Genomic DNA, 25,481 nt, shown 5'->3' with positions numbered 1-25,481 from the left:
CAGACGAGTAGGCCCCCAACTGTCACACCTTCCCCTTACTGTTCATGACATGGAAGGCACCCGCACCGCACCCCCCTACGACCCGGCGTCAGCCGCCCGCTACGCCCCCGAACCGGACAAACGCCCCGGCCGCACCGCCTTCCAGCGCGACCGCGCCCGCATCCTGCATTCCGCCGCGCTGCGCCGCCTCGCCGGGAAGACGCAGGTCGTCGCGCCGGGGGAGGGCAGCCCGGTCTGGGACGCCAGCCCCCGCACCCGCCTCACGCACTCCCTGGAGTGCGCCCAGGTCGGCCGCGAGCTGGGCGCCGCCCTCGGCTGCGACCCCGACCTCGTCGAGGCGGCCTGCCTCGCACACGACCTGGGCCACCCGCCCTTCGGGCACAACGGCGAGCAGGCGCTCAACGCGTTCGCCGAGGACTGCGGCGGCTTCGAGGGCAACGCCCAGTCACTCAGGCTCCTCACCCGCATCGAGCCCAAGCGGTTCACCGAGGACGGCTCCGTCGGCCTCAACCTCACCCGCGCCACGCTCGACGCCGCGACCAAGTACCCCTGGCCGCGCGGCGCCCACCCCACCGACCCCCTCTCGCCCAAGTTCGGCGTGTACGACGACGACCGGCCCGTCTTCGAATGGCTCCGCAAGGACGCCCCCGGCGCCCGCACCTGCTTCGAGGCCCAGGTCATGGACTGGGCCGACGACGTGGCGTACTCCGTGCACGACGTCGAGGACGGCCTGCACGCCGGCCACATCGACCCGAACTGCCTGCTCGCCGACCCCGAGCGCGAGGCGGTGTTCGACGCGGCCGTCGGACGCTACGTCCCCGCCGGCACCGACCACGCCGAGCTGGCCGCCGCCCTCGACCGGCTCCTCGCCCAGGACTGGTGGCCGCACGGCTACGACGGCTCGGCGGTCGCCCAGGCCCGGCTGAAGGACGCCACCAGCCAGCTCATCGGCCGCTTCTGCCTGGCCGCCGAGGCCGCCACCCGGGCCGCGTACGGGAGCGGCCGGCTCACCCGGTACACCGCGGAGCTGGTCGTGCCGCGCGAGACCCGTATGGAGTGCGCCGTCCTCAAGGCCGTCGCCGTCCGGTATGTCATGCAGCGCACCGAGCAGGAGCGGCTCCGCGCCGACCAGCGGATCGTCGTCGCGGAGCTGGCCGAGGCCCTGACCGCCCGCGCACCGGACGGACTCGACCCCCAGTTCCGCGCCCTGTTCGACGCGGCCGACGGCGACCGGGCGCGCAAACGGGTGATCGTCGACCAGATCGCCTCCCTCACCGACACCTCGGCCCGCTCGCTTCACGCCCGTCTGACGGGGCATCCATGACACTGGCGGCGGGACGGGTGTGACCCGGCGGTGTCCCGTGCGCCCGAAACGCGGTACTCGGGCGGTCGGAACGCGACAGGTCGTGGCCTGAACGGGTCCTTCCCCCTTCCCGCACCACGCCACGTGCGGGACGCTCGCATGTGGCGGCACCCTGACGAGGAGGCAGACAAGTGGTCGACGCGGATCAGACATTCGTCATCGTCGGAGGCGGCCTGGCGGGCGCGAAGGCGGCCGAGACGCTCCGTACGGAGGGCTTCACCGGCCGGGTGATCCTCATCAGCGACGAACGCGACCACCCCTACGAGCGCCCGCCGCTGTCCAAGGGCTACCTCCTCGGCAAGGAGGAACGCGACAGCGTCTTCGTGCACGAGCCCGCCTGGTACGCCCAGCACGACATCGAGCTGCACCTCGGCCAGACCGTCGTCGCGATCGACCGCGCCGCCAAGACCGTCCACTACGGCGACGACGGCACCCACGTCAGGTACGACAAGCTGCTGATCGCCACCGGCGCCGAGCCCCGCCGCCTCGACGTCCCCGGCACCGACCTGGCGGGCGTCCACCACCTGCGCCGCCTGGCCCACGCCGAGCGCCTCAAGGGCGTCCTCGGCTCCCTCGGCCGGGACAACGGCCACCTCGTGGTCGCCGGCGCGGGCTGGATCGGCCTGGAGGTGGCGGCCGCGGCCCGCGAGTACGGGGCGGAGGTCACCGTCATCGAGCCCTCCCCGACCCCGCTGCACGGCGTGCTCGGTCCCGAGCTGGGCGCCGTCTTCGCCGAACTGCACGAGGCGCACGGCGTCCGCTTCCGGTTCGGCGTGAAACTGACCGAGATCGTCGGCCAGGACGGCATGGTGCTGGCTGCCCGCACCGACGACGGCGAGGAGCACCCGGCGCACGACGTGCTCGCCGCGATCGGCGCCGCCCCGCGCACCGCGCTCGCCCAGGCCGCCGGCCTGGAGATCGCCGACCGCGCCCACGGCGGCGGCATCGTCGTCGACGAGAACCTGCGCACGTCCGACCCCGACGTCTACGCCGCCGGTGACGTCGCCTCCTTCCACCACGCCCTCTACGGCACCAGCCTGCGGGTGGAGCACTGGGCCAACGCCCTCAACGGCGGCCCGGCCGCCGCCCGCGCGATGCTCGGCAAGGGCCTCGCCCACGACCGCGTGCCCTACTTCTTCACCGACCAGTACGACCTCGGCATGGAGTACTCCGGCTGGGCGCCCGCCGGGTCCTACGACCAGGTGGTGATCCGCGGGGACGCGGCGAAGCGCGAGTTCATCGCCTTCTGGGTCAGGGACGGCCGGGTGCTGGCCGGGATGAACGTCAACGTGTGGGACGTCACGGAGCCGATCCAGCGGCTGATCCGCTCCAAGGCCCGGGTGGACACGGAGGCGCTGGCCGACCCGCACGTATCGCTGGAAAGCCTCGTCGCATAGCTGTCGTACCGTCCCCGTAGACTTCACGCGTGGCAGGACGGATCAACGACGAGGACGTGAAGGCGGTACGGGACGCGGTCCCGATCGACGCCGTCGTCTCGGAGTACCTCCAGCTGCGGGGCGCGGGCGGTGGCAACCTGAAGGGGCTGTGCCCCTTCCACGACGAGAAGTCGCCGTCCTTCCAGGTCAGTCCGAGCAAGGGGTTCTTCCACTGCTTCGGCTGCCAGGAGGGCGGCGACACCATCACGTTCGTGATGAAGATCGACCACCTCACCTTCTCGGAGGCGGTCGAGCGCCTGGCCGGCCAGGCCGGCATCACCCTGCGCTACGAGGAGGGCGGGTACAACCCCTCCCACCAGCGCGGCGAGCGCATCCGCCTGGTCGAGGCCCACAAGATCGCGGCCCAGTGGTACGCGGAGCAGCTCGCGACCGGCCCCGAGGCGGACACCGGCCGAGCCTTCCTCGCGGAGCGCGGCTTCGACCAGGCCGCCGCCGAGCACTTCGGCGTCGGCTACAGCCCCCAGGGCTGGGACCACCTCACCCGCTTCCTGCGCGGCAAGGGCTTCAGCGACAAGGAGCTGCTGCTCTCCGGTCTCTCCCAGGAGGGCCGCCGCGGCCCCATCGACCGCTTCCGCGGCCGGCTGATGTGGCCCATCCGCGACATCGGCGGCGACGTCGTCGGCTTCGGCGCCCGCAAGCTCTACGAGGCGGACAACGGCCCGAAGTACCTGAACACCCCCGAGACGGCGATCTACAAGAAGTCCCAGGTCCTCTACGGCATCGACCTCGCCAAGAAGGACATCGCGAAGGCCTCCCGCGCGGTGGTCGTCGAGGGCTACACGGACGTCATGGCCTGCCATCTCGCGGGCGTCACCACCGCCATCGCCACCTGCGGCACCGCCTTCGGCGGCGACCACATCAAGATCCTGCGCCGGCTGCTGATGGACAACGGCTCGGCCCGCGTGATCTTCACCTTCGACGGCGACGCGGCCGGCCAGAAGGCGGCCCTGCGCGCCTTCGAGGATGACCAGAAGTTCGCCGCCGAGACCTACATCGCCATCGCCCCCGACGGCATGGACCCCTGCGACCTGCGCCTGGCCAAGGGCGACGACGCGGTCGCCGACCTGGTGGAGCCGCGCACCCCGCTCTTCGAGTTCGCCCTGCGCCAGATCGTCGCCCGCTACGACCTGGACACCCCGGCGGGCCGCGCCTCGGCCCTCGACGAGGCCGCCCCCGTCGTCGCCCGGATCAAGAACAGCGGCGCCCAGCACGAGGTCGCCGTGCAGCTCGCCGGGATGCTCGGCATCCTCGACACCCAGTTCGTGGTCAAGCGGATCGCGCAGCTGGCCCGCTGGGCCCGCGACCGCGGCGGCAAGGGCCCCGCCCCCGACCAGCGGCAGCGCGGCGGCGCCCCGCAGCAGCCGGCCGGGCCCACGACGGCGGCCCCCCGCGGCCCCGCCCTCAACCTGCGCAACCCGGTCTTCGCCACCGAACGCGAGCTGCTCAAGCTCGCCCTCCAGTGCCCCGAGCTGGTCTCCCCGGCCTTCGACGCGTACGGCGTCGACGAGTTCACCGCCCCGCCCTACGCCGCCGTGCGCGAGGCGATCCTGGAGGCGGGCGGTGCCGAGTTCGGCGTCCAGGATCCGCAGGACTACCTGGTCCGGGTCCGCGAGGCCGCCCCCGACGACGCCGTCCGCGCCATGGTCACCGAACTCGCGGTCGAGGCGATCATGCTGCACCGCGGCGTGAAGGGCGTCGACGAGGTCTACGCGGGCGCCCAGCTGGTCACCGTCCGCCGCCGCGCCGTGGAGCGCCGCATCCGCGACATCACCGGCCGCCTCACCCGCCTCTCCGGCCACGGCGATCCCGCCGAACTGGCCGCCGTGCAGAACGAGCTGTGGATCCTCCAGCAGTACGACCAGAACCTGCGCGAACACGGCGCCGCCGCGCTCTAGCAGAGACCCCCGGAACACCCGCGGGTAACCCGTCGGTCACGGACCGGACGCAAAAAGTCACCGCACGCCCCTCGTGGCGGTGATGTGTCGTACCCCACACTGGGGGCGGTACCCGAGTGCACGCGTGCGAGGCGGACGGCGGTGAGCGAGCCGGCTCCGCCCCCGTCGTACCGCCGCCGGCCCCCGCCGGCCGCGTCCATCCTGGAGGTCGCCCCCGTGCAGACCCAGACCCTCACCCAGACCGACACCGAGCGCGGCCTGCTCGTCGCGATGCCCGCGCAGCCCGGTGCCGTGGCGGCCGTGCACCACCCCGGCGTCCCCGCGGACGCGCCCGAGCCCGCCGAACCGCCGCCGCCCACCCGTACGGAGTCCGGCGGCCCCTCCTCCGACCTGTTCCGGCAGTACCTGCGGGAGATCGGCCGGATCCCGCTGCTCTCGGCGGCCGAGGAGGTCGACCTCGCCCGGCGGGTGGAGGCAGGCCTGTTCGCGGAGGAGAAGCTGCGGCGCACCCCCGGCCTGGACGACCGCCTCGCCCTCGACCTCGACCGGCTCGTCGTCATGGGCCGCCTCGCCAAGCGCCGTCTGATCGAGGCCAACCTGCGGCTCGTGGTGTCGGTGGCCAAGCGGTACGTCGGGCGCGGGCTGACCATGCTCGACCTGGTCCAGGAGGGGAACCTGGGGCTGATCCGGGCGGTCGAGAAGTTCGACTACGCCCGCGGCTACAAGTTCTCCACCTACGCCACCTGGTGGATCCGCCAGGCCATGTCCCGCGCCCTGGCCGACCAGGCCCGCACCATCCGCGTCCCCGTCCACGTCGTGGAGCTGATCAACCGCGTGGTCCGCGTCCAGCGCCGCATGCTCCAGGAACGCGGCTACGAGCCGACCCCGCAGGAGGTCGCCGCCCACCTGGACCTGCCCGCCGAGCGCGTCGGCGAGGTGCTGCGCCTGGCCCAGGAGCCGGTGTCGCTGTACGCCCCGGTCGGCGAGGAGGAGGACGTCGCCCTCGGCGACCTCATAGAGGACGGCGACGCGGCCAGCCCCGTCGAGTCGGCCGCGTTCCTGCTGCTGCGCCAGCACCTGGACGCGGTGCTCTCCACCCTCGGCGAACGCGAACGCAAGGTCGTCCAGCTCCGCTACGGCCTGGTCGACGGCCGCCCCCGCACCCTGGAGGAGATAGGCCGACTTTTTGGCGTCACCCGCGAACGCATCCGCCAGATCGAATCCAAAACCCTCAACAAACTCCGCGACCACGCATACGCGGACCAGCTGAGGGGCTATTTGGACTGACCGCCCGTAGCTGCGGGCAGTCGTGCCGCTGGGGCGGCACGGGTGGGCGCAGCGGCACCCCGACGCCGGGCAACCCCTCACCCCACCTCGGCCACCGCCTCCGCGAACTGCGCCTTGTACAACCGCGCGTACGCGCCATCCGCAGCGAGCAACTCGGAGTGCGCCCCCTGCTCCACGATCGCCCCGTCCTCCATCACCAGAATCGTGTCCGCGTCCCGAATCGTCGACAGCCGATGCGCGATCACGAACGACGTCCGCCCGTGCGCCAGCTTCGCCATCGCCTTCTGGATCAGCACCTCCGTGCGCGTGTCCACGGACGACGTCGCCTCGTCGAGCACCAGGATCACCGGGTCGGACAGGAACGCCCGCGCGATGGTGATCAGCTGCTTCTCACCCGCGCTCACCCCCGTGCCCTCGTCGTCGATCACCGTGTCGTAGCCGTCGGGCAGCGTCCGTACGAACCGGTCGGCGTGCGCGGCCCGCGCGGCCTCCTCGATCTCCCCGCGGGTGACCTCCCGCGAGGCGCCGTACGCGATGTTCTCCGCGATGGTGCCGCCGAACAGCCAGGTGTCCTGGAGCACCATGCCGATACCGGCCCGCAGCTCGTCCCGGGACATCTTCGCTATGTCGACGCCGTCCAGGGTGATCCGCCCGCCGGACACCTCGTAGAACCGCATCAGCAGGTTGACCAGCGTCGTCTTGCCGGCCCCCGTCGGTCCGACGATGGCGACCGTGTGCCCCGGCTCCACCTTCAGCGACAGCTCCTCGATCAGCGGCTTCTCCGGGTCGTAGCGGAAGGACACGTGCTCCAGCTCCACCCGCCCGCGCAGGTCCTCGGGCCGGGTGCCCGGGAGCGGGTCCGCCGACTGCTCCTCGGCGTCGAGCAGCTCGAAGATCCGCTCCGCCGAGGCCACGCCCGACTGCACCAGGTTCGCCATCGACGCGACCTGCGTCAGCGGCATCGAGAACTGCCGGGAGTACTGGATGAAGGCCTGCACGTCGCCGATGGACAGCTGGCCCGAGGCCACCCGCAGCCCGCCGACCACCGCGACCAGCACGTAGTTGAGGTTGGACACGCACATCATCAGCGGCTGCATGATGCCGCTGTTGAACTGCGCCTTGAACCCGGCCTCGTACAGCGCGTCGTTCTGCTCGGCGAACTGCTTCGCCGACTCCTCCTGCCGCCCGAACACCTTGACCAGCGCATGGCCGGTGTACATCTCCTCGATGTGCGCGTTCAGCTGCCCCGTGGAGCGCCACTGCTGCACGAACTGCGGCTGCGACCGCTTGCCGACGCGCGTGGCCACCACGAACGACAGCGGCACCGTCACCAGGGCGACCAGCGCGAGGATCCAGGAGACCCAGAACATCACCGCCAGCACGCCGATGATGGTGAGCAGTGAGTTGATCAGCTGGCCCATCGACTGCTGGAGCGTCTGCCCGATGTTGTCGATGTCGTTGGTGGCGCGGCTGAGCACCTCGCCGCGCTGGCGCCTGTCGAAGTACGACAGCGGCAGCCGGGACAGCTTCGTCTGCACGTCCTCGCGCAGCCGGAACATCGTCCGGTTCACCGTCCGGTTCACCAGCCGCGTGGCCACCGCCATCAGCAGCCCGGCCACCGCGAACGTCCCCAGCGCGAGCAGCAGCACCTCGCCGACCGCGCCGAAGTCGATGCCCTGCCCGGGGGTGAAGTCCGTGCTGCGGAGCATGTCGGCGACGTTGCCGTCGCCGCGCTCGCGCATCGACTCCAGGACCTGCTCCTTCGTGGCCCCGGACGGCATGTCCCGCCCGACGATGCCGGCGAAGACCAGGTCGGTGGCCCGGCCGAGGATCTTCGGCCCGACCACGTTGAGGCCGACGCTGACGACCACGCACGTCAGCAGCGTGAACAGCGTCGCCCGCTCCGGCCGGAACTGCGCGACGAGCCGCTTGCTCGACCCCTTGAAGTCCATCGATCGCTGGTCGGGGCCGCCCCCGGCCATCATGCGACCCGCAGGCCCTGCCATCAGGCAGCCTCCGCTTCCGTCAGCTGGGAGAGCACGATCTCCCGGTAGGTCTCGTTGTCCGCCATCAGCTCGTGGTGCCGGCCCACGCCGACCACCCGGCCCTCGTCCAGTACGACGATCCGGTCAGCGTCCCGGATGGTCGCCACCCGCTGCGCCACGATCACCACGGTCGCCTCGGCGGTCTCCTGGGCCAGCTCCGCCCGCAGCGCCGCGTCGGTGGCGTAGTCGAGGGCGGAGAAGGAGTCGTCGAAGAGGTAGATCTCCGGGCGCTGGACCAGCGTCCGCGCGATCGCGAGCCGCTGGCGCTGACCGCCCGACACGTTGGTGCCGCCCTGCGCGATCGGCGCGTCGAGCCCGCCCTCCAGCTCGGAGACGAACTCCTTGGCCTGCGCCACCGCCAGCGCGTGCCACAGCTCCTCGTCGGTGGCGTCCGGATTGCCGTAGCGCAGATTGGTCGCGACGGTCCCCGCGAACAGGTACGGCTTCTGCGGCACCAGGCTCACCACCTTGGCCAGCGTCTTCGGGTCGACGGTGCGCACGTCCACCCCGTTGACCAGCACCTCGCCCTCGGTGGCGTCGAAGAGGCGGGGGACCAGCCCCAGCAGGGTCGACTTGCCGCTGCCGGTCGAGCCGATGACGGCGGTCGTCTCGCCCGGCTTGGCCACCAGGGCGATGTTCCTGAGCACCGCCTCCTCGGCGCCGGGGTAGCGGAAGCCCGCCTCCCGGATCTCCAGGTGCCCGTGCCGGCGCAGCTCGGTGACCGGCGCCGCCGGCGGCACCACGCTGCTCTCCGTCCCCAGGACGTCCTGGATGCGCTCGGCGCAGACCTCGGCGCGCGGCACCATCATGAACATGAAGGTGGCCATCATCACGGACATGACGATCTGCATGAGGTAGGCGAGGAACGCGGTCAGGTCGCCGATCTGCATCCCGCCGCTGTCGATCCGGTGGGCGCCGAACCAGACCACCGCGATCGACGACAGGTTCACCACCGTCATGACCACCGGGAACATCAGCGCCAGCAGGTTGCCGGTGCCGAGGGACACCTCGGTCAGCTCGGTGTTCGCCTTCCGGAAGCGCTGCTGCTCGTACTCGTCGCGCACGAAGGCGCGGATGACGCGGTTGCCGGTGATCTGCTCGCGCAGCACCCGGTTCACCGTGTCCAGGCGCACCTGCATCTTCCGGAACAGCGGGCGCAGCTTCCGCACGATCAGCGTGACGCAGACCGCCAGCACCGGCACGACCCCGAGCAGCACGCCGGACAGCGGCACGTCCAGGCCGAGCGCCATCACGATGCCGCCCACGCACATGATCGGCGCCGACACCATCAGCGTGAACGTCATCAGGGCCAGCATCTGGACCTGCTGCACGTCGTTGGTGGTCCGCGTGATCAGCGAGGGCGCGCCGAAGTGGCCCACCTCGCGCGCCGAGAAGGACTGCACCCGGTCGAAGACGGCACCGCGCACGTCCCGGCCGAGGGCGGCGGCGGTGCGCGCCCCGTAGTAGACGGCACCGATGTTGCAGACGACCTGGGCCAGCGAGATGCCGATCATCAGGGCGCCGTAGCTCAGGATGTAGCCCGAGTCACCCTTCACCACGCCGTCGTCGATGATGTCCGCGTTCAGGGTCGGCAGGTACAGGGAGGCGCAGGTCTGCAGGAACTGCAGCGCCACCAGCAGGGCGATGGGTTTCTGGTACGGCCTGAGATAGGTCCGTAGTAGTCGTATGAGCACACTGAGTCTCTCGGAGTCGGCGACAGGGGCCGCGGTTGGTTGCCCCTGGCCCCTATCGTCGAACACTCCACCCGCGTTACCTCAACCGATTAACCCAAGAGCGCGGCAAATTCCGGCCTACGGGCGGTAAGCCCCCGGCATCACAACGCGCCCGGGTGCGTCTGCTCGCGCACCGACACGAACTGCTGGCGCACCGCCTGCCCCACCGCCAGCTCCTCGCCCGGTTCGAGGACCTGCGCCACCGCGCCCTGCCAGGCCGGGGGAGTGCGCGGGTCCAGCGTGCCCTGGGAGACGCCCAGCGCCCAGGCCGCCTGCCGGGCCGAGCCGATCGCCGCGTAGTCCGCAGGCTGCGGCACGACGACCTGCGTGCCGAACAGCGCCGGCGCCGCCGCCTGCACGGCCGGCAGTTCGGCCGCCGCGCCCAGCAGGAAGACCCGCCGTACGTCCACGCCACGGAATCGCAGCACGTCCAGGGCGTCGGCGAGACCGCACAGCATGCCCTCGAACGCGGCCCGCGCCAGGTGCTCCGCCCTCATCGACTCGCGCCTGAGGCCGGCGAGCGTCCCCGCGGTGTGCGGCAGGTTCGGCGTCCGCTCGCCCTCCAGATAGGGGAGCAGCACCAGCCCGTGCGAGCCGGGCGTCGACTTCATCGCCAGCTCGGACAGGCTCTCCAGGTCAGGCACGCCGAGCAGTTCGGCGGCGCCGCGCAGGACCCGTACGGCGTTCAGCGTGGTGACCACCGGCAGGTGCATGCCGGTGGCGTCCGCCAGGGCGGTGATCATCCCGGACTGGTCGACGAGCGGCTCGGTGTGCACGGCCATCACGGAACCGGAGGCGCCAAGCGACACCACCGCGTCGCCGAGGCCGATCCCCAGCCCGAAGGCGGCGGCCTGGGTCTCGCCGGTCCCGGCGGAGATCAGCAGCCCCTCCGGCGTCGTACCGGCCGCGTCGGCCGGGCCGATCACCTCCGGCAGCACCGCCTGGTGCCCGAGCGCCAGCTCGACCAGGTCGGACCGGTAACCGCCGGTCGCCGCCGACCAGTACCCGGTGCCCGAGGCCCCGCCCCGGTCGGTGGTCCGCCGCACCGGCCGCCCGAGCAGCTGCCACACCAGCCAGTCGTGGGCCTGGAGCAGTACGGCGGTGCGCGCGGCGGCCTCCGGCTCGCTCCGCGCCAGCCAGCGCAGCTTCGTCACCGGCTGCGCGGTCTGCGGCACCGAGCCCACGGCCTGCGCCCAGGCCTCGCGGCCGCCGAGCGCGTCGATCAGGTCGGCCGCCGCGACCTGCGAGCGCTTGTCGCCGCCGACCATGGCGGGCCGCACCGTATTGCCCTGCGTGTCCAGCGGCACGACCGAGTTGGCCTGCGCCGACACGCCGATGGCCTGCACGCCCTCGAGGAGTCCGCCGCCGGCCGCCTCCCCGAGGGACAGCAGCCAGGCCTGCGGATCGACGTCCGCGGGCCGGCCTCCGCCCTCGGGGCTCTCCAGCGGGTGCGGCGCGTAGCCCTGACGCAGCACGGCACCCGTGTCCGAATCGCAGACGACGATACGAGTGAAATCGGGCGAACTGTCCAACCCGGCGACTATCCCCATACCCGAAATTCTGCCGCACCGGCCGCGGTGGCCGTACCGGGACCTCAGGTGTTGCTGGTGCCCCAGTCGTCCGGACCGCTGCCGTTCGTACCGCGCTCCCGCAGCGAGCGGACCCGGTGGGCCACCGAGTCGGGCATCCGGTCACCGACCTTGTCGCTCACCACGTGGTACGCCTTGTCGGCGAAGTGCCTGCCCTGCTGGGCGGCGGACTCCGCGGTGTTGCGCACGGCCGGGTTCTGCGCGACCTGCTGCGCGGACTTCCGCAACTGCTCGTATCGCTCCCGCCCGGCCTTCGTGCCGAGCACGTAACCCACCGCTAGTCCGACGACGAACGTGAGCCGGTAACGCATGGCGGCCACCCTTCTCTTCACTGGCTCCGGGGTGCTGGAGAGTACCGATTGGCGGAGCACCCCCCTGCTTGCGCTAATGTATGTGTCGCAGCGAGCGCGCGCCCCCTGGCGAATACCCAGGCCGACACGTTCGATGCGACACGAGACCTTCCTCGGTAGCTCAATTGGCAGAGCAGCCGGCTGTTAACCGGCAGGTTACTGGTTCGAGTCCAGTCCGGGGAGCTCGGTCCTCCGTAGCTCAATTGGCAGAGCAGCCGGCTGTTAACCGGCAGGTTACTGGTTCGAGTCCAGTCGGGGGAGCGCGGTGAACGAGGACCCTCCGGGGTCCTTTTTCATGTGCCCGTGAGGTGTTCTCACATCCCGGGAACCACGCGGCACGCTGCGGAGTCCTCAAGGTCAGGAAGGCAGCCGTGGAAGCCGACCAGCCGAGGCAGGAGATCGTATGAGCGGCTATGCTGCGGCAGACGGCGCGCACACATGTACGCGACACGCCGCTTTGGGGCGGTAGCTCAGCCGGTTAGAGCAGCGGACTCATAATCCGTCGGCCGTGGGTTCGAGTCCCACCCGCCCCACTCAAGCACTTCGCCGCAGGAACGTTCTCCTGCGGCGTGCGCGAAACCGGTCAGGCCTGTTCCCGGCCCTCCGGCCCCTCCCCGGTGCTCTCGATGTCGTCGTCGCGTTCGCCCTCCGCCTGCGAGGGCGTGCTGTGCCCCACGTCGGGGGTGTCGGGCTCGTCGTCGCGTTCGCCCTCGGCCTGGGACGGGGTCGGTTCGCTCATCGTGGTACCTCCTCCTGCCGGGCGGGTCGCGGGACGGGTACCCCGTCCGGGAGGCCGCCACCATCCGTTACAGCGGTGCCCACCAGGTGACCGTCGTGCCCCGTCCCCCGTCTCCGTCGCCCTCGCCGTCGGCGGTGACCCTCAGGCGTACGCCCTCCCGGCCCCCGGCCGACGGGGCGGGCGTCTCGACGGCGACCTCGACGCGGGTGACGCCCGGGCGCGCGGACACGTCCGCCAGGGCCTCGCTCAGGGCGGCGAGGAGGCGGTCGGCGACTCGGTCGGGCACCCGGGTGTCGACGGCGCCCCGGAAGTGAGTGGAGGGCGCGGCACCGAGCCGGGCGGCGGCCGACGCGGTCTCGCGCAGTACTCGCACGCGCAGGCCGGCAGGCGGTTCGGCCGGTGGCTGCTGCAGCGCGAAGATGGTGGTGCGGACCTCCTGGACCGTGGAGCGCAGCTCGTCCACCGCCCGGCCGAGGATGTCGCGGACGTCGTCGGCTCCGGGGCGGCGCTCGGTGGACTCCAGCATCATGCCGGTGGCGAACAGCCGCTGCACCACCAGGTCGTGCAGGTCACGGGCGATGCGGTCGCGGTCCTCGTAGACCGCGAGCCGCTCCCGGCCGCGCCGGGCGTCGGCCAGCACCAGGGCGAGCGCCGCCTGCGAGGCGAACTGCGTCGCGAGCAGCCGTTCCACGTCCGTGTAGGGGCGTCCGCCGCGGCGGCGGGGCAGGGCGAGGGTGCCGATCAGCCGGCCGCTCGCCTGCAGGGGCAGCATCATGCTCGGCCCGAACCGGTGCCGTACGTGGGTCGTCATGCGAGGGTCGGTCGCCGAGTCGTCGATGAACACCGGTTCGCCGCCCAGAAGCTGTTCCAGCACCGGGCTGCCCGGCGTGATGGTCGCACCGACCATGCCGTCAGGGTCCTCGGGGGTCGAGGCGGTCACGATCTCCATGCCGCCCTCGGCGGTCGGGTGCAGGATGACACCCGCGGAGGCGGCGGCGAGCAGCCGGGCCCGTTCCGCCACCGTGGTCAGCGCGTCGTCCGCGCCCTCCTCGGTGAGCAGCGCGGTGGTGACGGCCGCGGCACCCTCGATCCAGCGCTCCCGCTGCCGGGCCGTCTCGTACAGCCGGGCGTTGCCGATCGAGACACCGGCCTGCACGGCCAGGACCCGCAGCAGCTGCTCGTCCTCGACGGTGAACGGACCTGCCCCGGGCCGCCCGGCCAGGCGCAGCTCGCCGAACTCCTCGTCCCGCACGTGGATCGGCACCCGCAGCCGGGGCGCCGAATCCGGCACGGGGCCCGGGTGCGGGGCGCGGAACTCGGCGAGGCCGCCCTCGCCCGGATCGGTGACCACCAGGGCCGCGCGGTGGGCGCCGGTCAGGTCGGCGGCACCGTCCACGATGCGCTGCAGCACACTGCGCAGATCGAGGTCGGTGCCGACGCCCGCGAGCGCTTCGAGGAGACGGGACAGTCGGGGCGCGGGCTGCGCGGTCATGCGTGGGGCTTCCTCGGTTTCCTGCCGTCCCCCTCCGGGTGTCCCGCCCCCTCGGCCGTCCGGCGCCGGATCAGTCGGAGCCGGTACCGGAGTCGGGACCGGGGCCGGATCCCGGGCCGGCGTCCGAGGTGGTCGGGTGCAGGACGAGCGGCTCGACCCGGCCCTCCAGCATGCTGCCGAGGCCCTGGACCGCGCACACGTCGGGCCGCTCCGCGATGTGCACCGGCATACCGGTGGCCTGACGCAGCATCTGGTCGAAGCCCGGCAGCAGCGCGCTGCCGCCGACCATCATGATCCCGCGGTCGGCGAGGTCCGCGACCAGGTCCGGCGGGCAGTCCCGCAGCACCTTGCCGATGCCGTCGAGCACGGCCGTCAGCGGCGTCTGGATGGCGTTGCGCACCGTGGCGGTGTCCACCCGCACACTGCGGGCCAGCCCCGTCGCCACGTCCCGCCCGTGGATCTCGGTGGACGCCGGCCCCTGCGGGGTCAGGCCGTTGCCGGACAGGGCGAGCTGCAGCGGGCGTACGGACTGGCTGGGCAGCACCAGCTCGTGCTGGTGGCGCAGCAGCTGCACGATCGCGTGGTCCACTGCCTCGCCGCCCACCGGGATGCGCTCGGCGGTCACGATCGAGCCGAGGGAGAGCACCGCGACCTGCGTGGCGTGCGCCCCGCACACCATGATCATGGTGGCCTCGGGCCGCTCCACGGGCAGCCCGCAGCCGACCGCCGCCGCGATGAGGGTGTCGACGAGCTCCACCCGGCGCGCGCCCAGCCCGACCAGCGTCTCGATCGCCGCGCGCTGGGACAGCGGGTCCGCGTCGTGCGGGGTGCACACGGCGGCCCGCAGCCGGGGCTTGCGGCGCAGGGTGCGGCGGATCCGGTCGCCGAGCAGGTGCCGCAGCATGCGCTGGGCCATCTCGATGTCGACGACCGTGCCACCGGAGACGGGCCGCACGACACGGATGTAGCCGGGGGTGCGGCCGGTCATCTTCTCCGCGAACTCGCCGACCGCGATCAGAGCGCCCGTGCGGGTGTTGACGGCCGCGGCGGACGGCTGGTCGACGACGAGCCCGGCCCCCTTCACGTACACGCGGGTCCGCGCCGCGCCCAGGTCGACGGCGAAGTGGCAGCGGCGCAGCGCCTCCAGACTTGCGGTGCTGGCGGTACTGGCGGTCATGGCGAATCCTCCCGAGAGCGCGGACCGTGCGGGGCCGCCCGGTGGCCGGCCTCTTAGCACCGATCGTGCGCGGCTGCGCGGGCGGGCGCCTGCTGGAGGGGGCCGGGCGGGGGGCGGCTGAACGGGGGGTGTGCCGGCCGGGCACCGGCGGGAAGAGCCGCGCGGCCCGGCGACCGCTTCCCGGTCCCGTGCGGCCCGATCCCATTCCGCTGCCGGACCCCGGCCGGCTGGAGTCTCGCCGGAGCCGGCCGATCGGGCACGCAGGCCGTCCGGGTGGGTCGAGGTCCGGTCGCCGGCCCGGGACGCGTCCCGCCTCCGGTCGCCGGACCCCCGTGCCACTGGCGGGAACCCGCCAGGGCGTCTACCCGCCGCCTCCGGTCAACTCCCTTGCCCCACAAGGCCCCTGAGACTGCTCACAGCACTCGTCACTGCACTCTACGACGACACGAAGAGAGACGTGGATGAGCACAGGACCAGTCAGACGTGGGGCGACCCTCCTGTCGGCGGGGCTCGTGATCGCGCTGCTGCCGGCCGGGACGGCGGCGGCGCAGGACCCGCCCCCGGACCCCGCGCGCACCCGGGCCGTCGCCGCCCGCGACACCCCTCGCACGGACCCGGCGGCCGACACGGCGCGCACCGTCACCCTCGTCACCGGCGACCGGGTGACCGTCACCGAGCTCGGCGGCGGCCGCAAGACCGTCACGGTGGACCGGCCCGAGGGTGCCACCGGTGCCGTGCACACGCGCCGCTCCGGCCGCCGGACCGTCGTCGTACCGGACGAGGCCCTGCCGTACCTGCGCGACGGCAGCCTCGACGAACGGCTCTTCGACGTCGGTGGGCTGCTGGAGCAGGGGCTCGCCGACACCGAGACCGGGGAGCTGCCGCTGATCGTGACCTACGGCAAGGGCGCGCGGGCCGCCACCCCGAGGGGCACCGAGCGGACCCGGGCGCTGCCCAGCGTGCGCGGCGCCGCCGTCGAGGCCGGCAAGGGGCGGGACTTCTGGCGGGAGTTCACCCGGCGCGATGCCGGCATCGACGGCGTGTGGCTCGACGGGCGGGTCGGCGCCGCCATGGCCGAGTCCAACGCGCAGATCGGCACGCCGGAGGCCTGGGAGGCCGGTCTGACCGGCAAGGGCGTCACCGTGGCCGTGCTGGACAGCGGCGTGGACGCCGGGCACCCCGACCTCGCGGGGCGGATCGCGCAGAGCAGGAGCTTCATTCCCGGCGAGGAGGTCGCCGACCGCAACGGCCACGGAACCCACGTCACCTCCACCGTGGGCGGCAGCGGAGCCGCCTCGGACGGCAAGCAGAAGGGGGTCGCGCCCGGTGCCACGCTCGCCGTCGGCAAGGTCCTCGACGACGAGGGCTTCGGCAGCGAGTCCGAGATCATCGCCGGCATGGAGTGGGCCGCGCGGGACGTGGACGCCGACGTGATCTCCATGAGCCTCGGCTCGACCGAGCCCAGCGACGGCACCGACCCGATGGCCGAGGCCGTCGACACCCTCTCCCGCGAGACCGGCGCCCTGTTCGTCGTCGCGGCCGGCAACACCGGCGCCCCCTCCTCCATAGGCTCGCCCGGCGCGGCCGACGCCGCCCTCACCGTGGGCGCGGTCGACTCCGCCGACCGGGCGGCCTGGTTCACCAGCGCAGGGCCCCGCTACGGAGACAACGCGCTCAAGCCCGACCTGTCGGCCCCGGGCGTCGGCATCCTCGCCGCCCGCTCCCGGCTCACCGAGGGCAGCGGCGACTACACCAGCATGGACGGTACGTCGATGGCGACGCCGCACATCGCCGGCGTGGCCGCCCTGCTCGCCGAGGAGCACCCGGACTGGACCGGCGCGCGGCTCAAGGACGCGCTGATGTCCACGTCGAAGGAGCTGGACGCCTCCGTCTACCAGTTGGGGGCGGGCCGGGTCGGCGTGCCGGACGCCGTCGGCGCCGGGGTCACCGCGACCGGCAGTGCCGACCTCGGCTTCCACTCCTGGCCGTACGCGTCCAACGAGCCCGTCACCAGGAAGCTCACGTACACCAACGACACCGACGCGGACGTCGGGCTGACCCTGTCCGTGCGGGGCGCCCCCGAGGGCGTCGCCGTCCTCGCCGACACCTCCCTCACCGTGCCCGCGCACGGCACCGCCTCCACCACCGTCACCGGCGACGGGTCCGAGGCGCCGGTCGGCGCCACCGGCGGGCAGATCGTCGCGGCCGACGCGAGCGGGAAGACCCTCGCGCACACCGCGTTCGGACTGGTCAAGGAGGACGAGCGGTACACGCTCACCGTGCGCGTCAAGGACCGCTCCGGTGCCGCCGTCCCCGCCGACCTGACCGTCCAGCAGCTCACCGAGGGCGTCGACCCCGTCCCCGCGCACGTCGGGGAGTCCGGCACCCTGGAGCTGCGGCTCCCGCGCGGGACGTACAGCCTGACCTCCTTCCTGGACGTGCGCGGCAGCCACGGCGCCGACTCCCTCGGCCTGGGCTTCCTCGCCGCCCCCGAGGTCGTCGTCGACCGGGACCGCGAGATCACCCTGGACGGCCGCGCGCTGCGCGAGATCAGCGCCGACGTCCCCAGGCGCACCGAGACCCGCCAGCTCCTCATGGAGTACGACCGCGACGCGAACGGGTCCGACCTGTTCGGCGCCGTCCAGGTGCCGCTGACGTACGACAGCGTGTTCGCCGCGCCGACGCAGAAGGTCACCGAGGGAGGCTTCGAGTACCGGACCGTGTGGCGGCTCGGCAAGCCGCTGCTGGAGGTGAAGGGGGTCGGCGAGGCCACCGTCCAGTCCGGCGGGACTCTCGTCGAGGGCCGCACCAGGCTGCCGCTGGTCGACGTCGGTGACGTCGGGGCCGGGCCCCTCCCGGACCGCGTACGCGGCAAGGCGGTCCTCGCCGAGCTGACCGACGGGACCGAGCCGACGGCGCTCGCGCAGGCGGCGCAGGACGCGGGCGCCAGGGCGCTGTTCGTGACCGACGACGCCCCCGGGCGGCTGATGTCCTGGTGGGGCACGGACGACAACGCCGACCGGCCGCTGCAGATCGCCACGGTCTCCGCCGCCGACGCCCGCCGGCTGCGCGCGGCCGGACGGGCCGACATGACCGGCACCCGCGACACGCCGTACGTGTACGACCTGTCCGAGGGGCACGCGGGTGCCGTGCCCGACCGGGACCTCACCTACGAGCCGGGCCGCCGCGACCTCGCCGTGCTGCACACCGAGTACCACGGCGACGCACCGGCGAGCGGCGGCGAGTTCCGGTACTCGATCACCGACACCTTCCCGGTCGGCCTCGGTTTCCGGGAGCGGATCGACTACCCCGCCGAGCGCACGGAGTACGTGTCCACCGGGCCCGGTCAGCGGTGGCACGAGACCGTCACGAGCGCCGGTGAGGCGCTGGAGGAACGCGGCGGACTGGTCGGCTACCGGGGAGGCTCGCGCGCCGAGCTGAACTGGTTCAAGCCGGTGTGGCACCCCTACCTCGGCACCGGGCTCGGCTGGGGACAGCAGCGCTCCGGGAACCAGCTGCAGTTCAACGCGCCAGGCTGGGGCGACTCGGGACCCGACCACACCGGCTTCGGCGACGTGTGGAGCGAGGGCAGCGGCATGTCGCAGACCACGTCCGTGTACCTGGACGGCGAACTGGCCGACCGGGGGCCGAGCTCCGCCGCGTACGTGTGGGACGCGCCCGCCGACGAGCACACGTACAGGCTCGTCACCGACACCGCGCTCGACGCGGCCCGCTGGCCGCTCGCGAGCGAGGGCCACGCGGAGTGGACCTTCCGGTCGGCGGCCACACCGCAGGACCGGTGGACGTACCTGCCGCTCATCAACCTCTCCTTCGACGTGGACACCGACCTCGCGGGGAAGGTGCGCGGCGGCGGGAAGCCGCGGGTCGGCCTCGACGCCGCGTACGTGGCGGGCGCCCCGGACACCGGGAGGATCGGCGGCGGCACGCTGGAGGTGTCGTACGACGGAGGGATGTCCTGGCAGCAGGTCCGGCTGCGCGGTGACGGCGGCGGGAAGGCGTCCTGGCACGGGACGCTGAGCGTGCCGCGCGGCGCCGAGCACGTCTCGCTGCGGGCCTTCGCGCGCGACGACCGGGGCGGCTCGGTCACGCAGGAGATCGTGCGGGCGGTGGCCGTGAGGTAGGCCCGCGGGCGTTTTCGTGGGCCGGCACGCGGACGGCGCCGCCTCCCTGGGACGGGGAGGCGGCGCCGCCTGGGTTCTCGGACCGTCAGACCAGCCAGCCGACGAAGTGGACGAGGCCGGCGAGGATGTCGGTGAGAAGGTTCATGATCGTGCAGCTCCTTGCGCTGTTCATGTGCGGGACCCGCCGGGACTCGCCGGGACCCACTGGGGACTACTGGGACATGTGCGCGACTACGGTCTGCAGCCCGTCGCTCGCACACCGTAAGTGTCGTTGGTCCCTGCAGTCACATGCGCTCTCCTGAGCGACGATCACCTGTTCCAGGGAACAACTGCTCGCTTGTTCGGATCACGCCAAGTTCGGCCAAGTCCTGCGGTCGCAGGCGCAGTTGACCGGCCGTCGTCTCGATCTCCTCCGGCGGTCGCTTGAGGATCGCCGCCGCGTGCTCCGGCGCGATGACGGAGAAGTAGCTGTCCGGGGTGGCCCAGGTGGCGCCGGGCGCGGCCAGGGCCAGCGCACCGCCCGAGCCGCCCTCGCCGATCACCAGTGTGGTGAGGGGCGTGCGCACCGAGGCCACGGCGCCGAACAGGTCCGCGATCGCCGGGCCCACCCCCTGCCGCTCCGCCGCCGCGTCGTTGGCCGCGCCCGGCGTGTCCACCAGGGTCAGCACCGGGATGCCGAGCCGGTCGGCGAGCAGGATCAGCCGGGTCGCGGTGCGGTACCCGGCCGGCCGGGTCGCCGCCCCCGTCTGGGCGGCGTACGCGACCGTGCGCCCCGCGTGCGTGCCGAAGCCGCAGAGCATGCCCTCCGGGTCCCTGCCCCCGCAGCGGTCGCCGGACAGGGCGACGCGGTCGGTGAAGTAGGCGTCCAGGTACGCCCCGGCGCGCGGGCGTCCGGGGGCGCGGGCCCGCCGTACCGCGTCCCAGCCGTCGGCCGGCAGGTCCCGCGCGCCCAGCGGCCCGGGGACCGGCGCCGGATCGCCGGACGGCGCCGTCAGCAGCCGCAGCCACCGCCCCAGCGTCGCGCGCAGCTCCCCGGGCGGTACGACCGCGTCCGCGCTGCCCGCCGCCACCTGCGCCTCGGCCGTGTACGCGGCGGGGTCGGCGTCCGGGGGCCGGACCCGCGAACCGGCGAAGCCGACCTGGGCGCCCGGCAGGGCGAGGACCACGTCGGCGCCCGCGCCCAGCGTCGCCCAGCCGCCCCCGGTCGCCGGGTCCCGCACCACCGCGACCTGCGCAAGACCGGCCGCCCGGGTGAGCGCCGACTGCCGGGCCGCCCGCTGCAACTGGGTCAGCGCGAGCATCCCCTCCTGCATCCGGCTGCCACCGGTGGCGACCAACGGCACCACGGGCAGCCGGTGTTCGCGTGCGTGCGCGTACGCCGCCTCCAGCCGGTCGCCGGTACGGCGGCCCAGCGAGCCGCCGAGGAAGCCGAACTCGAAGGAGACGAGCACCGCCGGCGTGCCCTCGACGCGGCCGGTGCCGCAGACCACGGACTCCTCCTCACCGGTGCGCTCGGCGGCGCGGGCCCGCGCGGCGTCGTAGCCGGGCCAGCCGAGGGGGCCGTCGGGCGGCCACGCGCCGTCCGGGCGGGGGAGCTCGGTGAACGTGGAGTCGTCGGTGACCAGGGCGAGGAACTCCCGTGCGGTCAGGCGCTCAGTCACGGTCCAGCGCCCGCTTCATGATCTTCCCCATGTCGTTGCGGGGCAGCGCGTCGAGGTGGCGGACGACACGGGGTCGCTTGTGCGGGGCGAGCCGGCCCGCGACGTGGTCGGCCAGCGTCTCGAGGGCGGGCGGCGCGCCGGGGTCGGCCGGCACGATCCAGGCCACGATCCGCTCCCCGAGGTCCGGGTCGGGCTCCCCGGTGACCGCGGCCTCCCGCACCGCCGGGTGCTCCAGCAGCGCGTTCTCGATCTCCCCTGCGCCGATCTTGTAACCGCCGCTCTTGATCAGGTCGGTGGCCTTGCGGCCGACGATGCGGACGTAGCCGTCGGGGTCGCGCACCGCCATGTCGCCGGTGCGGAAGAAGCCGTCCGCGGTGAAGGCGGCGGCGGTGGCGTCGGGGCGGTTGAGGTACTCGGTGAACAGGTTCGGGCCGCGCACCTGGATCTCGCCGACGCTCTCCCCGTCCGGCTCCGCGATCGGAGTGCCGTCCTCCTCCACGAGCCGCAGCTCCACGCCGGGCAGCGGTACGCCCACCGTCCCGGCGCGCGGCTCGCCGTCGGCGCGCACGCTGGTGTTCATCAGCGTCTCCGTCATGCCGTACCGCTCGATCACCCGCCGTCCGGTCGCGGCGGCGATGCGCTCGTGGTCGTGCACCGGCAGCGCGGCCGACCCCGACACCAGCAGCCTCGCCCCGGACAGCGCCTTCGTCAGCTCCGGGTCGGCGGGGAGCGTCTCGGCGATGCGGTGGTACATCGTCGGCACGCCGAACAGCATGGTCGCGCCGTCGTTCAGCTCCCGCGCGGCGCCCTCGGTGGAGAACCTGCCCAGGTGCCGCACGGACCCGCCGCGGCGCAGCGGGCCGAGGACGCCGAGGACGAGCCCGTGCACGTGGAACAGCGGCAGCCCCTGTACGAGGACGTCGTCGCCGGTCCACTGCCACGCGTCGGCGAGCGCGTCCAGAGTCGTCGCCAGCGCCCGCCGGGGGATGACGGCACCCTTGGGCGGTCCCGTGGTGCCGGAGGTGTAGACGACGAGCGCCGGGTCGCCTTCGCCGGCGCGGTCCTCGGGGACGGTCCCGCGTGCCCGTACGTCCACGTCGACGCGCTCCAGGGCGCCGAGGGCGGGCGGGAGTCCGGCGCCCGGGGGCGCCAGGACGAGGGAGGGCGCGCTGTCGGAGAGGATGTGCGCGAGCTCCTTGTCGCCGGACTTCGGGTTGAGGGGTACGGCGGCGACCCCGGCCAGCAGCGCGGCCACCACGGCGACGGCGGTCTCCATCGCCGGGGTCGCCCACACCGCGACCCGGCCGGCGCCGCCGATCCGCCCGGCCGTGGCACCCGCCGCCGCGGCGAGTTCGGCGTAGGTCAGGGAGCGCTGGCCGAACCGCAGCGCGGGCCGGTCGCCCGGAGCGCCGGTCGGGGCCGGGGAGAGGGCCGGGAAGAGAGAGGACACGCGAAGTACTCCTTAGCTGTTGCCCGAGAGCTGTCGTCCAAGGCTGCCGGACGGTGCCGATCGCCCGAAGCGGGTCTACCCGAAGCCGGGCACGACCAGTACGAGCCAGACCAGCGCCGGCACGGCCGCCACCACGATCCCGCCGTAGACCATCAGCTGGCGGAAGAACCGCTCGCGGTCCACGTCCGGGGCGGCGGCCAGCACCAGCGCCCCGTTGGTCGAGAACGGGCTGACGTCCACCACCGTCGCCGACACCGCGAGCGCCGCCACCATGCCGGCCGCCCCGATCTCGCCCTGCGCGAGGAACGGCACCGCCAGCGGGATCAGCGCGCCCATGATGCCCACGGAGGAGGCGAAGGCCGACACGATCGCACCGATGTAGCAGAGCAGTACGGCGGCCAGCAGCGGGACGCCGATGCCGCCGACGCCCTCGCCGGCCCAGGTGATGGTGCCCATCTCCTCCAGCACGCCGACGTAGGTGAGGACACCGCAGATCAGCAGCACCGTGGACCAGGCGATCTCGCCGACGGCCCGGCGGCTGTCCTCCGGCCAGGCGGTGCTCAGCACGACGGCGAGGGTGACCGCGCTCAGCCCCGCGTCCAGGTCGAATCCGAGGACGGCCACGACCAGGGCGACCAGGGCGGCGAGGGTGGCGACGCGGGCGGGGGTGAGGCGGATGCCGCCGGTGCCGTCGGTCTCCTGGCCGGGACGGACGGCCACGGCCGCGGGTGCGGCGCCGCCGGTACCGGGAGCCGGGCCGGCGCCCGTCCCCGCGGCGGTATCCGTCCCGGTGCCGGTGCCGGTGCCGGTGCCCGTGCCGGTGGGCCGCGTGCCCTCGCCGGGGCGGCCGCCGTCCTCGGGCGCCACCGCCCCGCGCGCCCACAGTTTCCGCCCGCCGAGCACCGCGAACAGCACGGCCGCGATGAGGAGGTTGGCCACCAGCGAGGCGAGGAACAGGCCGACCTCGCTGCCCGGGAGCTTCTCGCGCTCCACGATGCCGTTGACGATCGAGCCGTAGATGCTGATCGGCGAGAACCCGCCGGCCTGCGCGCCGTGCACCACCATCGTGCCCATGAGCAGCGGGCTGATCGAGTACCGGGTGGCGAAGCTCAGGGCGATCGGCGCGACGATCGCGACCGCGGCCGGACTGACCGCGCCGATCGCCGTGAGCGCGCCGGTGAGCGCGAACATCACCCACGGGATCAGCGCGACCCGCCCCCGCACCAGCCGGACGGCCGCGTGCACCAGCCAGTCGGTGGTGCCGTTGGCCCGGGCGATCGCGAACAGGTAGGTGACACCGACGAGGACGACGAACAGGTCGCCGGGGAACCCGGCGAAGATGCCGTCCGCGTCGAGGTCGGCGACGAGCGTGCCCACCCCGAACGCGGCGGCGAAGGCGAGCGCGCCCATGTTCACGGAGCGGGTGGTGGCGATGACGAACACCACGACGAGGACGAGGATGGAGATGAGTTCGGGGGACATGCGGGGGCTCCCGAGTGCTGACCTGACTGCCGGAAGGAGTGGCTGAGTGGCTGAGCCACTTGGGTGGTGTGGTTGGCTGGTCAGCGTGGGCCCGGCGGGGGCTGCCGTCAAGGGGTCGCGCAACAATTGGCTCAGCCACTCGTCCACCGGGCCACCTCCTCGCCCGGTGCTACGCTCCCGGCGAGAGGGGGGATCTCATGACCGACGCCCTGCGGCCCATGACCAAGCAGCGCCTGTACGAACAGGTGCTGGAGCGGCTGCGTCAGTACGTCACCGACGGCGGCCTGCGGGCCGGCGACCGGCTTCCGCCCGAACGGGACCTCGCCCAGCGCCTCGGCGTCAGCCGCGCCTCGGTGAAGCAGGCGATCGTGGTCCTGGAGGTGCAGGGCCTGGTGGAGGCGCGGCACGGCGGCGGGACCTATCTGGTCCGGGACAGCCTCGACGTCGAACCGGTCGAGAAGATGGTCGAACGCCGGCGGCGCCTCCCGGACGTCCTGGAGGCCCGCGAGGCGCTGGAGACGAAACTCGCCGAACTGGCCGCCGAGCGCCGCACGGAGGACGACCTCGCCGCGATGCGGTCCGCGCTCGCGGTGATGACCGAGGAGATCGACCGGGACGGGCACGGCGTCGAGGGCGACCGGCTGTTCCACGCGGCGGTGACGGCGGCGGCGCACAGCAGCCTGCTCGCCGAGTTCATGCGCTCCATCGCCCACCAGATCGCCGAGAGCCGCACCGAGTCCCTGCGCCAGCCCGGCCGCCCCGGCCGCTCCCTGGCCCAGCACCGGGCCATCCTCGACGCGATCGCCGCCCGGCAGCCCCGGCAGGCCGCCGCCGCGATGCGCCGCCACGTCCGTACGGTCGCCAAGGTTCGGCTGCTGGACTGGGACCCGGAGGACGAGCGCTGACCGGGACCAGCGCTATCCGCCGGCGGCCGTGCGCTGGAGCAGGCCCCAGGTGAACTCCGCGACCACCTCGTGGCGTACGCCGTCGTGGTCCGGGGCGGTGAAGGCCAGCCCCCACCGGGTCGGGGCCGAGCCCTGGAGCGGCCGGGCGGGGGCGAAGGCGCGGGCCGTCTCGTCGACCGTGCACGACCAGGGCGTGAGGTCCTCCAGGGTGCGCAGCTCGGGCCCGCTCGCGCCCGGCGCGCGGACCAGCCACTCGTTCCAGACCGCGCCCCTGTCGGCGACCAGCACCTCGAAGCGCAGGTCCGGCCAGAGCGGCAGCGCCCACTGCCGGGCCTCGCACTCCAGGTCACCGATCCGGCGGGGCGCCACCGACTCGGGCTCGCCGAGGACGGAGCGGTACCGCGAGGCCGCCGAGCGGGACCGGGGGGAGCGGAGCATCGCCTGCCAGCGCCTGTTGGCCTCGCGCATGTCCGCGACCGAGGCGCCCAGCTCGCGGCGGGCGTCCTCGACCGGGCCGGGGTTGTGGTCGGCCATGCGGCGCAGCAGGACGAGCTGGAAGTCGCGCGGGGTGAACGGTCCTGCGGACTGCTTTCCGGTCGGCATGGCAACCATCATCGCGGACGGTGCGGACCATGGGACGGCCGCACACCCATTGCCCGGGCAAACGCGATGTGAGTAGCCTGTGTTCGTCATTCCGACCGTCTGTTGAAATCT

General features: G+C 73.3%; 17 protein-coding genes and 3 tRNA genes. 9 read left to right on the top strand and 11 right to left on the bottom strand.

Features of this window, described 5'->3' with window-relative positions:
• Window positions 1-49 precede the first annotated feature (49 nt).
• From ACIQFU_RS00160 to ACIQFU_RS00145, 4 genes are all read left to right on the top strand, one after another.
• Window positions 50-1,324 (top strand): deoxyguanosinetriphosphate triphosphohydrolase, encoded by a 1,275-nt coding sequence (locus ACIQFU_RS00160; protein WP_402547786.1) that lies wholly within the window; start codon window positions 50-52, stop codon window positions 1,322-1,324.
• Window positions 1,325-1,494: 170 nt separating this feature from the next.
• Complete coding sequence (locus tag ACIQFU_RS00155) at window positions 1,495-2,760, top strand: NAD(P)/FAD-dependent oxidoreductase (RefSeq protein ID WP_402547785.1); 1,266 nt, start codon at window positions 1,495-1,497, stop codon at window positions 2,758-2,760.
• 29 nt (window positions 2,761-2,789) lie between these two features.
• Window positions 2,790-4,715, top strand: a complete 1,926-nt coding sequence (gene dnaG, locus ACIQFU_RS00150) for a DNA primase (protein ID WP_402547783.1) — start codon at window positions 2,790-2,792, stop codon at window positions 4,713-4,715.
• A 141-nt stretch (window positions 4,716-4,856) separates the two neighbouring features.
• Entirely contained in the window at window positions 4,857-6,002 is a 1,146-nt protein-coding gene (locus ACIQFU_RS00145; protein WP_402547781.1) for an RNA polymerase sigma factor, read from the top strand.
• A gap of 77 nt (window positions 6,003-6,079) precedes the next feature.
• On the opposite strand, the gene ACIQFU_RS00140 is transcribed toward ACIQFU_RS00145, so the two are convergent.
• From ACIQFU_RS00140 to ACIQFU_RS00125, 4 genes are all read right to left on the bottom strand, one after another.
• Window positions 6,080-8,008, bottom strand: a complete 1,929-nt coding sequence (locus tag ACIQFU_RS00140; RefSeq protein ID WP_402547780.1) for an ABC transporter ATP-binding protein — start codon at window positions 8,006-8,008, stop codon at window positions 6,080-6,082.
• Entirely contained in the window at window positions 8,008-9,741 is a 1,734-nt protein-coding gene (locus ACIQFU_RS00135; RefSeq protein ID WP_402547778.1) for an ABC transporter ATP-binding protein, read from the bottom strand. The genes ACIQFU_RS00140 and ACIQFU_RS00135 overlap by 1 nt, the downstream gene beginning before the upstream one ends.
• 140 nt (window positions 9,742-9,881) lie before the next feature.
• Window positions 9,882-11,330 carry an FGGY-family carbohydrate kinase gene (locus ACIQFU_RS00130; RefSeq protein WP_402547776.1) on the bottom strand — a complete coding sequence of 483 codons (1,449 nt, stop codon included), beginning with the start codon at window positions 11,328-11,330 and terminating at the stop codon, window positions 9,882-9,884.
• A gap of 44 nt (window positions 11,331-11,374) precedes the next feature.
• The gene (locus tag ACIQFU_RS00125; RefSeq protein WP_164410265.1) at window positions 11,375-11,680 is read right to left on the bottom strand and encodes a YtxH domain-containing protein; all 306 of its coding nucleotides are present in this window, start codon (window positions 11,678-11,680) and stop codon (window positions 11,375-11,377) included.
• Between the two features lie 149 nt (window positions 11,681-11,829).
• Between ACIQFU_RS00125 and ACIQFU_RS00120 the strand changes: the two genes are divergently transcribed.
• The 3 genes from ACIQFU_RS00120 (at window position 11,830) to ACIQFU_RS00110 (ending at window position 12,252) form a co-directional block, all read left to right on the top strand.
• Window positions 11,830-11,902: transfer RNA gene (locus ACIQFU_RS00120), tRNA-Asn, on the top strand.
• Between the two features lie 5 nt (window positions 11,903-11,907).
• Window positions 11,908-11,980 (top strand) — tRNA-Asn (locus tag ACIQFU_RS00115).
• A gap of 198 nt (window positions 11,981-12,178) precedes the next feature.
• Window positions 12,179-12,252, top strand: a tRNA-Ile gene (locus ACIQFU_RS00110).
• 50 nt (window positions 12,253-12,302) lie between these two features.
• Here ACIQFU_RS00110 and ACIQFU_RS00105 read toward each other — a convergent pair.
• The 3 genes from ACIQFU_RS00105 to ACIQFU_RS00095 all read right to left on the bottom strand — a co-directional run bounded on the left by ACIQFU_RS00105 (window position 12,303) and on the right by ACIQFU_RS00095 (window position 15,127).
• Window positions 12,303-12,458, bottom strand: coding sequence for a hypothetical protein (locus ACIQFU_RS00105; protein ID WP_402547774.1), 156 nt, complete (start codon window positions 12,456-12,458; stop codon window positions 12,303-12,305).
• Window positions 12,459-12,525: 67 nt separating this feature from the next.
• A complete protein-coding gene (locus ACIQFU_RS00100) occupies window positions 12,526-13,950 on the bottom strand; it encodes a GAF domain-containing protein (RefSeq protein ID WP_402547772.1) in 1,425 nt (474 codons plus the stop codon).
• A 70-nt stretch (window positions 13,951-14,020) separates the two neighbouring features.
• Window positions 14,021-15,127, bottom strand: a complete 1,107-nt coding sequence (locus ACIQFU_RS00095) for a rod shape-determining protein (RefSeq protein ID WP_402547771.1) — start codon at window positions 15,125-15,127, stop codon at window positions 14,021-14,023.
• A gap of 461 nt (window positions 15,128-15,588) precedes the next feature.
• Between ACIQFU_RS00095 and ACIQFU_RS00090 the strand changes: the two genes are divergently transcribed.
• Window positions 15,589-19,269: a S8 family serine peptidase gene (locus ACIQFU_RS00090; protein WP_402547769.1), complete on the top strand. Its 3,681-nt coding sequence runs from the start codon at window positions 15,589-15,591 to the stop codon at window positions 19,267-19,269.
• A 284-nt stretch (window positions 19,270-19,553) separates the two neighbouring features.
• Here the strand turns inward: ACIQFU_RS00090 and ACIQFU_RS00085 are convergent, their stop codons facing one another.
• The 3 genes from ACIQFU_RS00085 to ACIQFU_RS00075 form a co-directional block, all read right to left on the bottom strand.
• Window positions 19,554-20,930 carry a carboxyl transferase domain-containing protein gene (locus tag ACIQFU_RS00085; RefSeq protein WP_402547768.1) on the bottom strand — a complete coding sequence of 459 codons (1,377 nt, stop codon included), beginning with the start codon at window positions 20,928-20,930 and terminating at the stop codon, window positions 19,554-19,556.
• Window positions 20,923-22,380 (bottom strand): acyl-CoA synthetase, encoded by a 1,458-nt coding sequence (locus tag ACIQFU_RS00080; RefSeq protein ID WP_402547766.1) that lies wholly within the window; start codon window positions 22,378-22,380, stop codon window positions 20,923-20,925. The genes ACIQFU_RS00085 and ACIQFU_RS00080 overlap by 8 nt, the downstream gene beginning before the upstream one ends.
• Window positions 22,381-22,455: 75 nt before the next feature.
• The gene (locus ACIQFU_RS00075) at window positions 22,456-23,862 is read right to left on the bottom strand and encodes an SLC13 family permease (protein WP_402547765.1); all 1,407 of its coding nucleotides are present in this window, start codon (window positions 23,860-23,862) and stop codon (window positions 22,456-22,458) included.
• Between the two features lie 197 nt (window positions 23,863-24,059).
• Between ACIQFU_RS00075 and ACIQFU_RS00070 the strand changes: the two genes are divergently transcribed.
• On the top strand, window positions 24,060-24,767 hold the full coding sequence (locus tag ACIQFU_RS00070) for a FadR/GntR family transcriptional regulator (protein ID WP_402547764.1): 708 nt from the start codon (window positions 24,060-24,062) through the stop codon (window positions 24,765-24,767).
• Between the two features lie 12 nt (window positions 24,768-24,779).
• Here ACIQFU_RS00070 and ACIQFU_RS00065 read toward each other — a convergent pair whose 3' ends face one another.
• A complete protein-coding gene (locus tag ACIQFU_RS00065; protein ID WP_402547763.1) occupies window positions 24,780-25,382 on the bottom strand; it encodes a hypothetical protein in 603 nt (200 codons plus the stop codon).
• Window positions 25,383-25,481 lie beyond the last annotated feature (99 nt).

The organism is Streptomyces sp. NPDC093065, assembly GCF_044754585.1.
In the GTDB taxonomy this organism is placed as follows: domain Bacteria; phylum Actinomycetota; class Actinomycetes; order Streptomycetales; family Streptomycetaceae; genus Streptomyces.
This window is presented reverse-complemented; position numbering and strand designations above follow the sequence as displayed.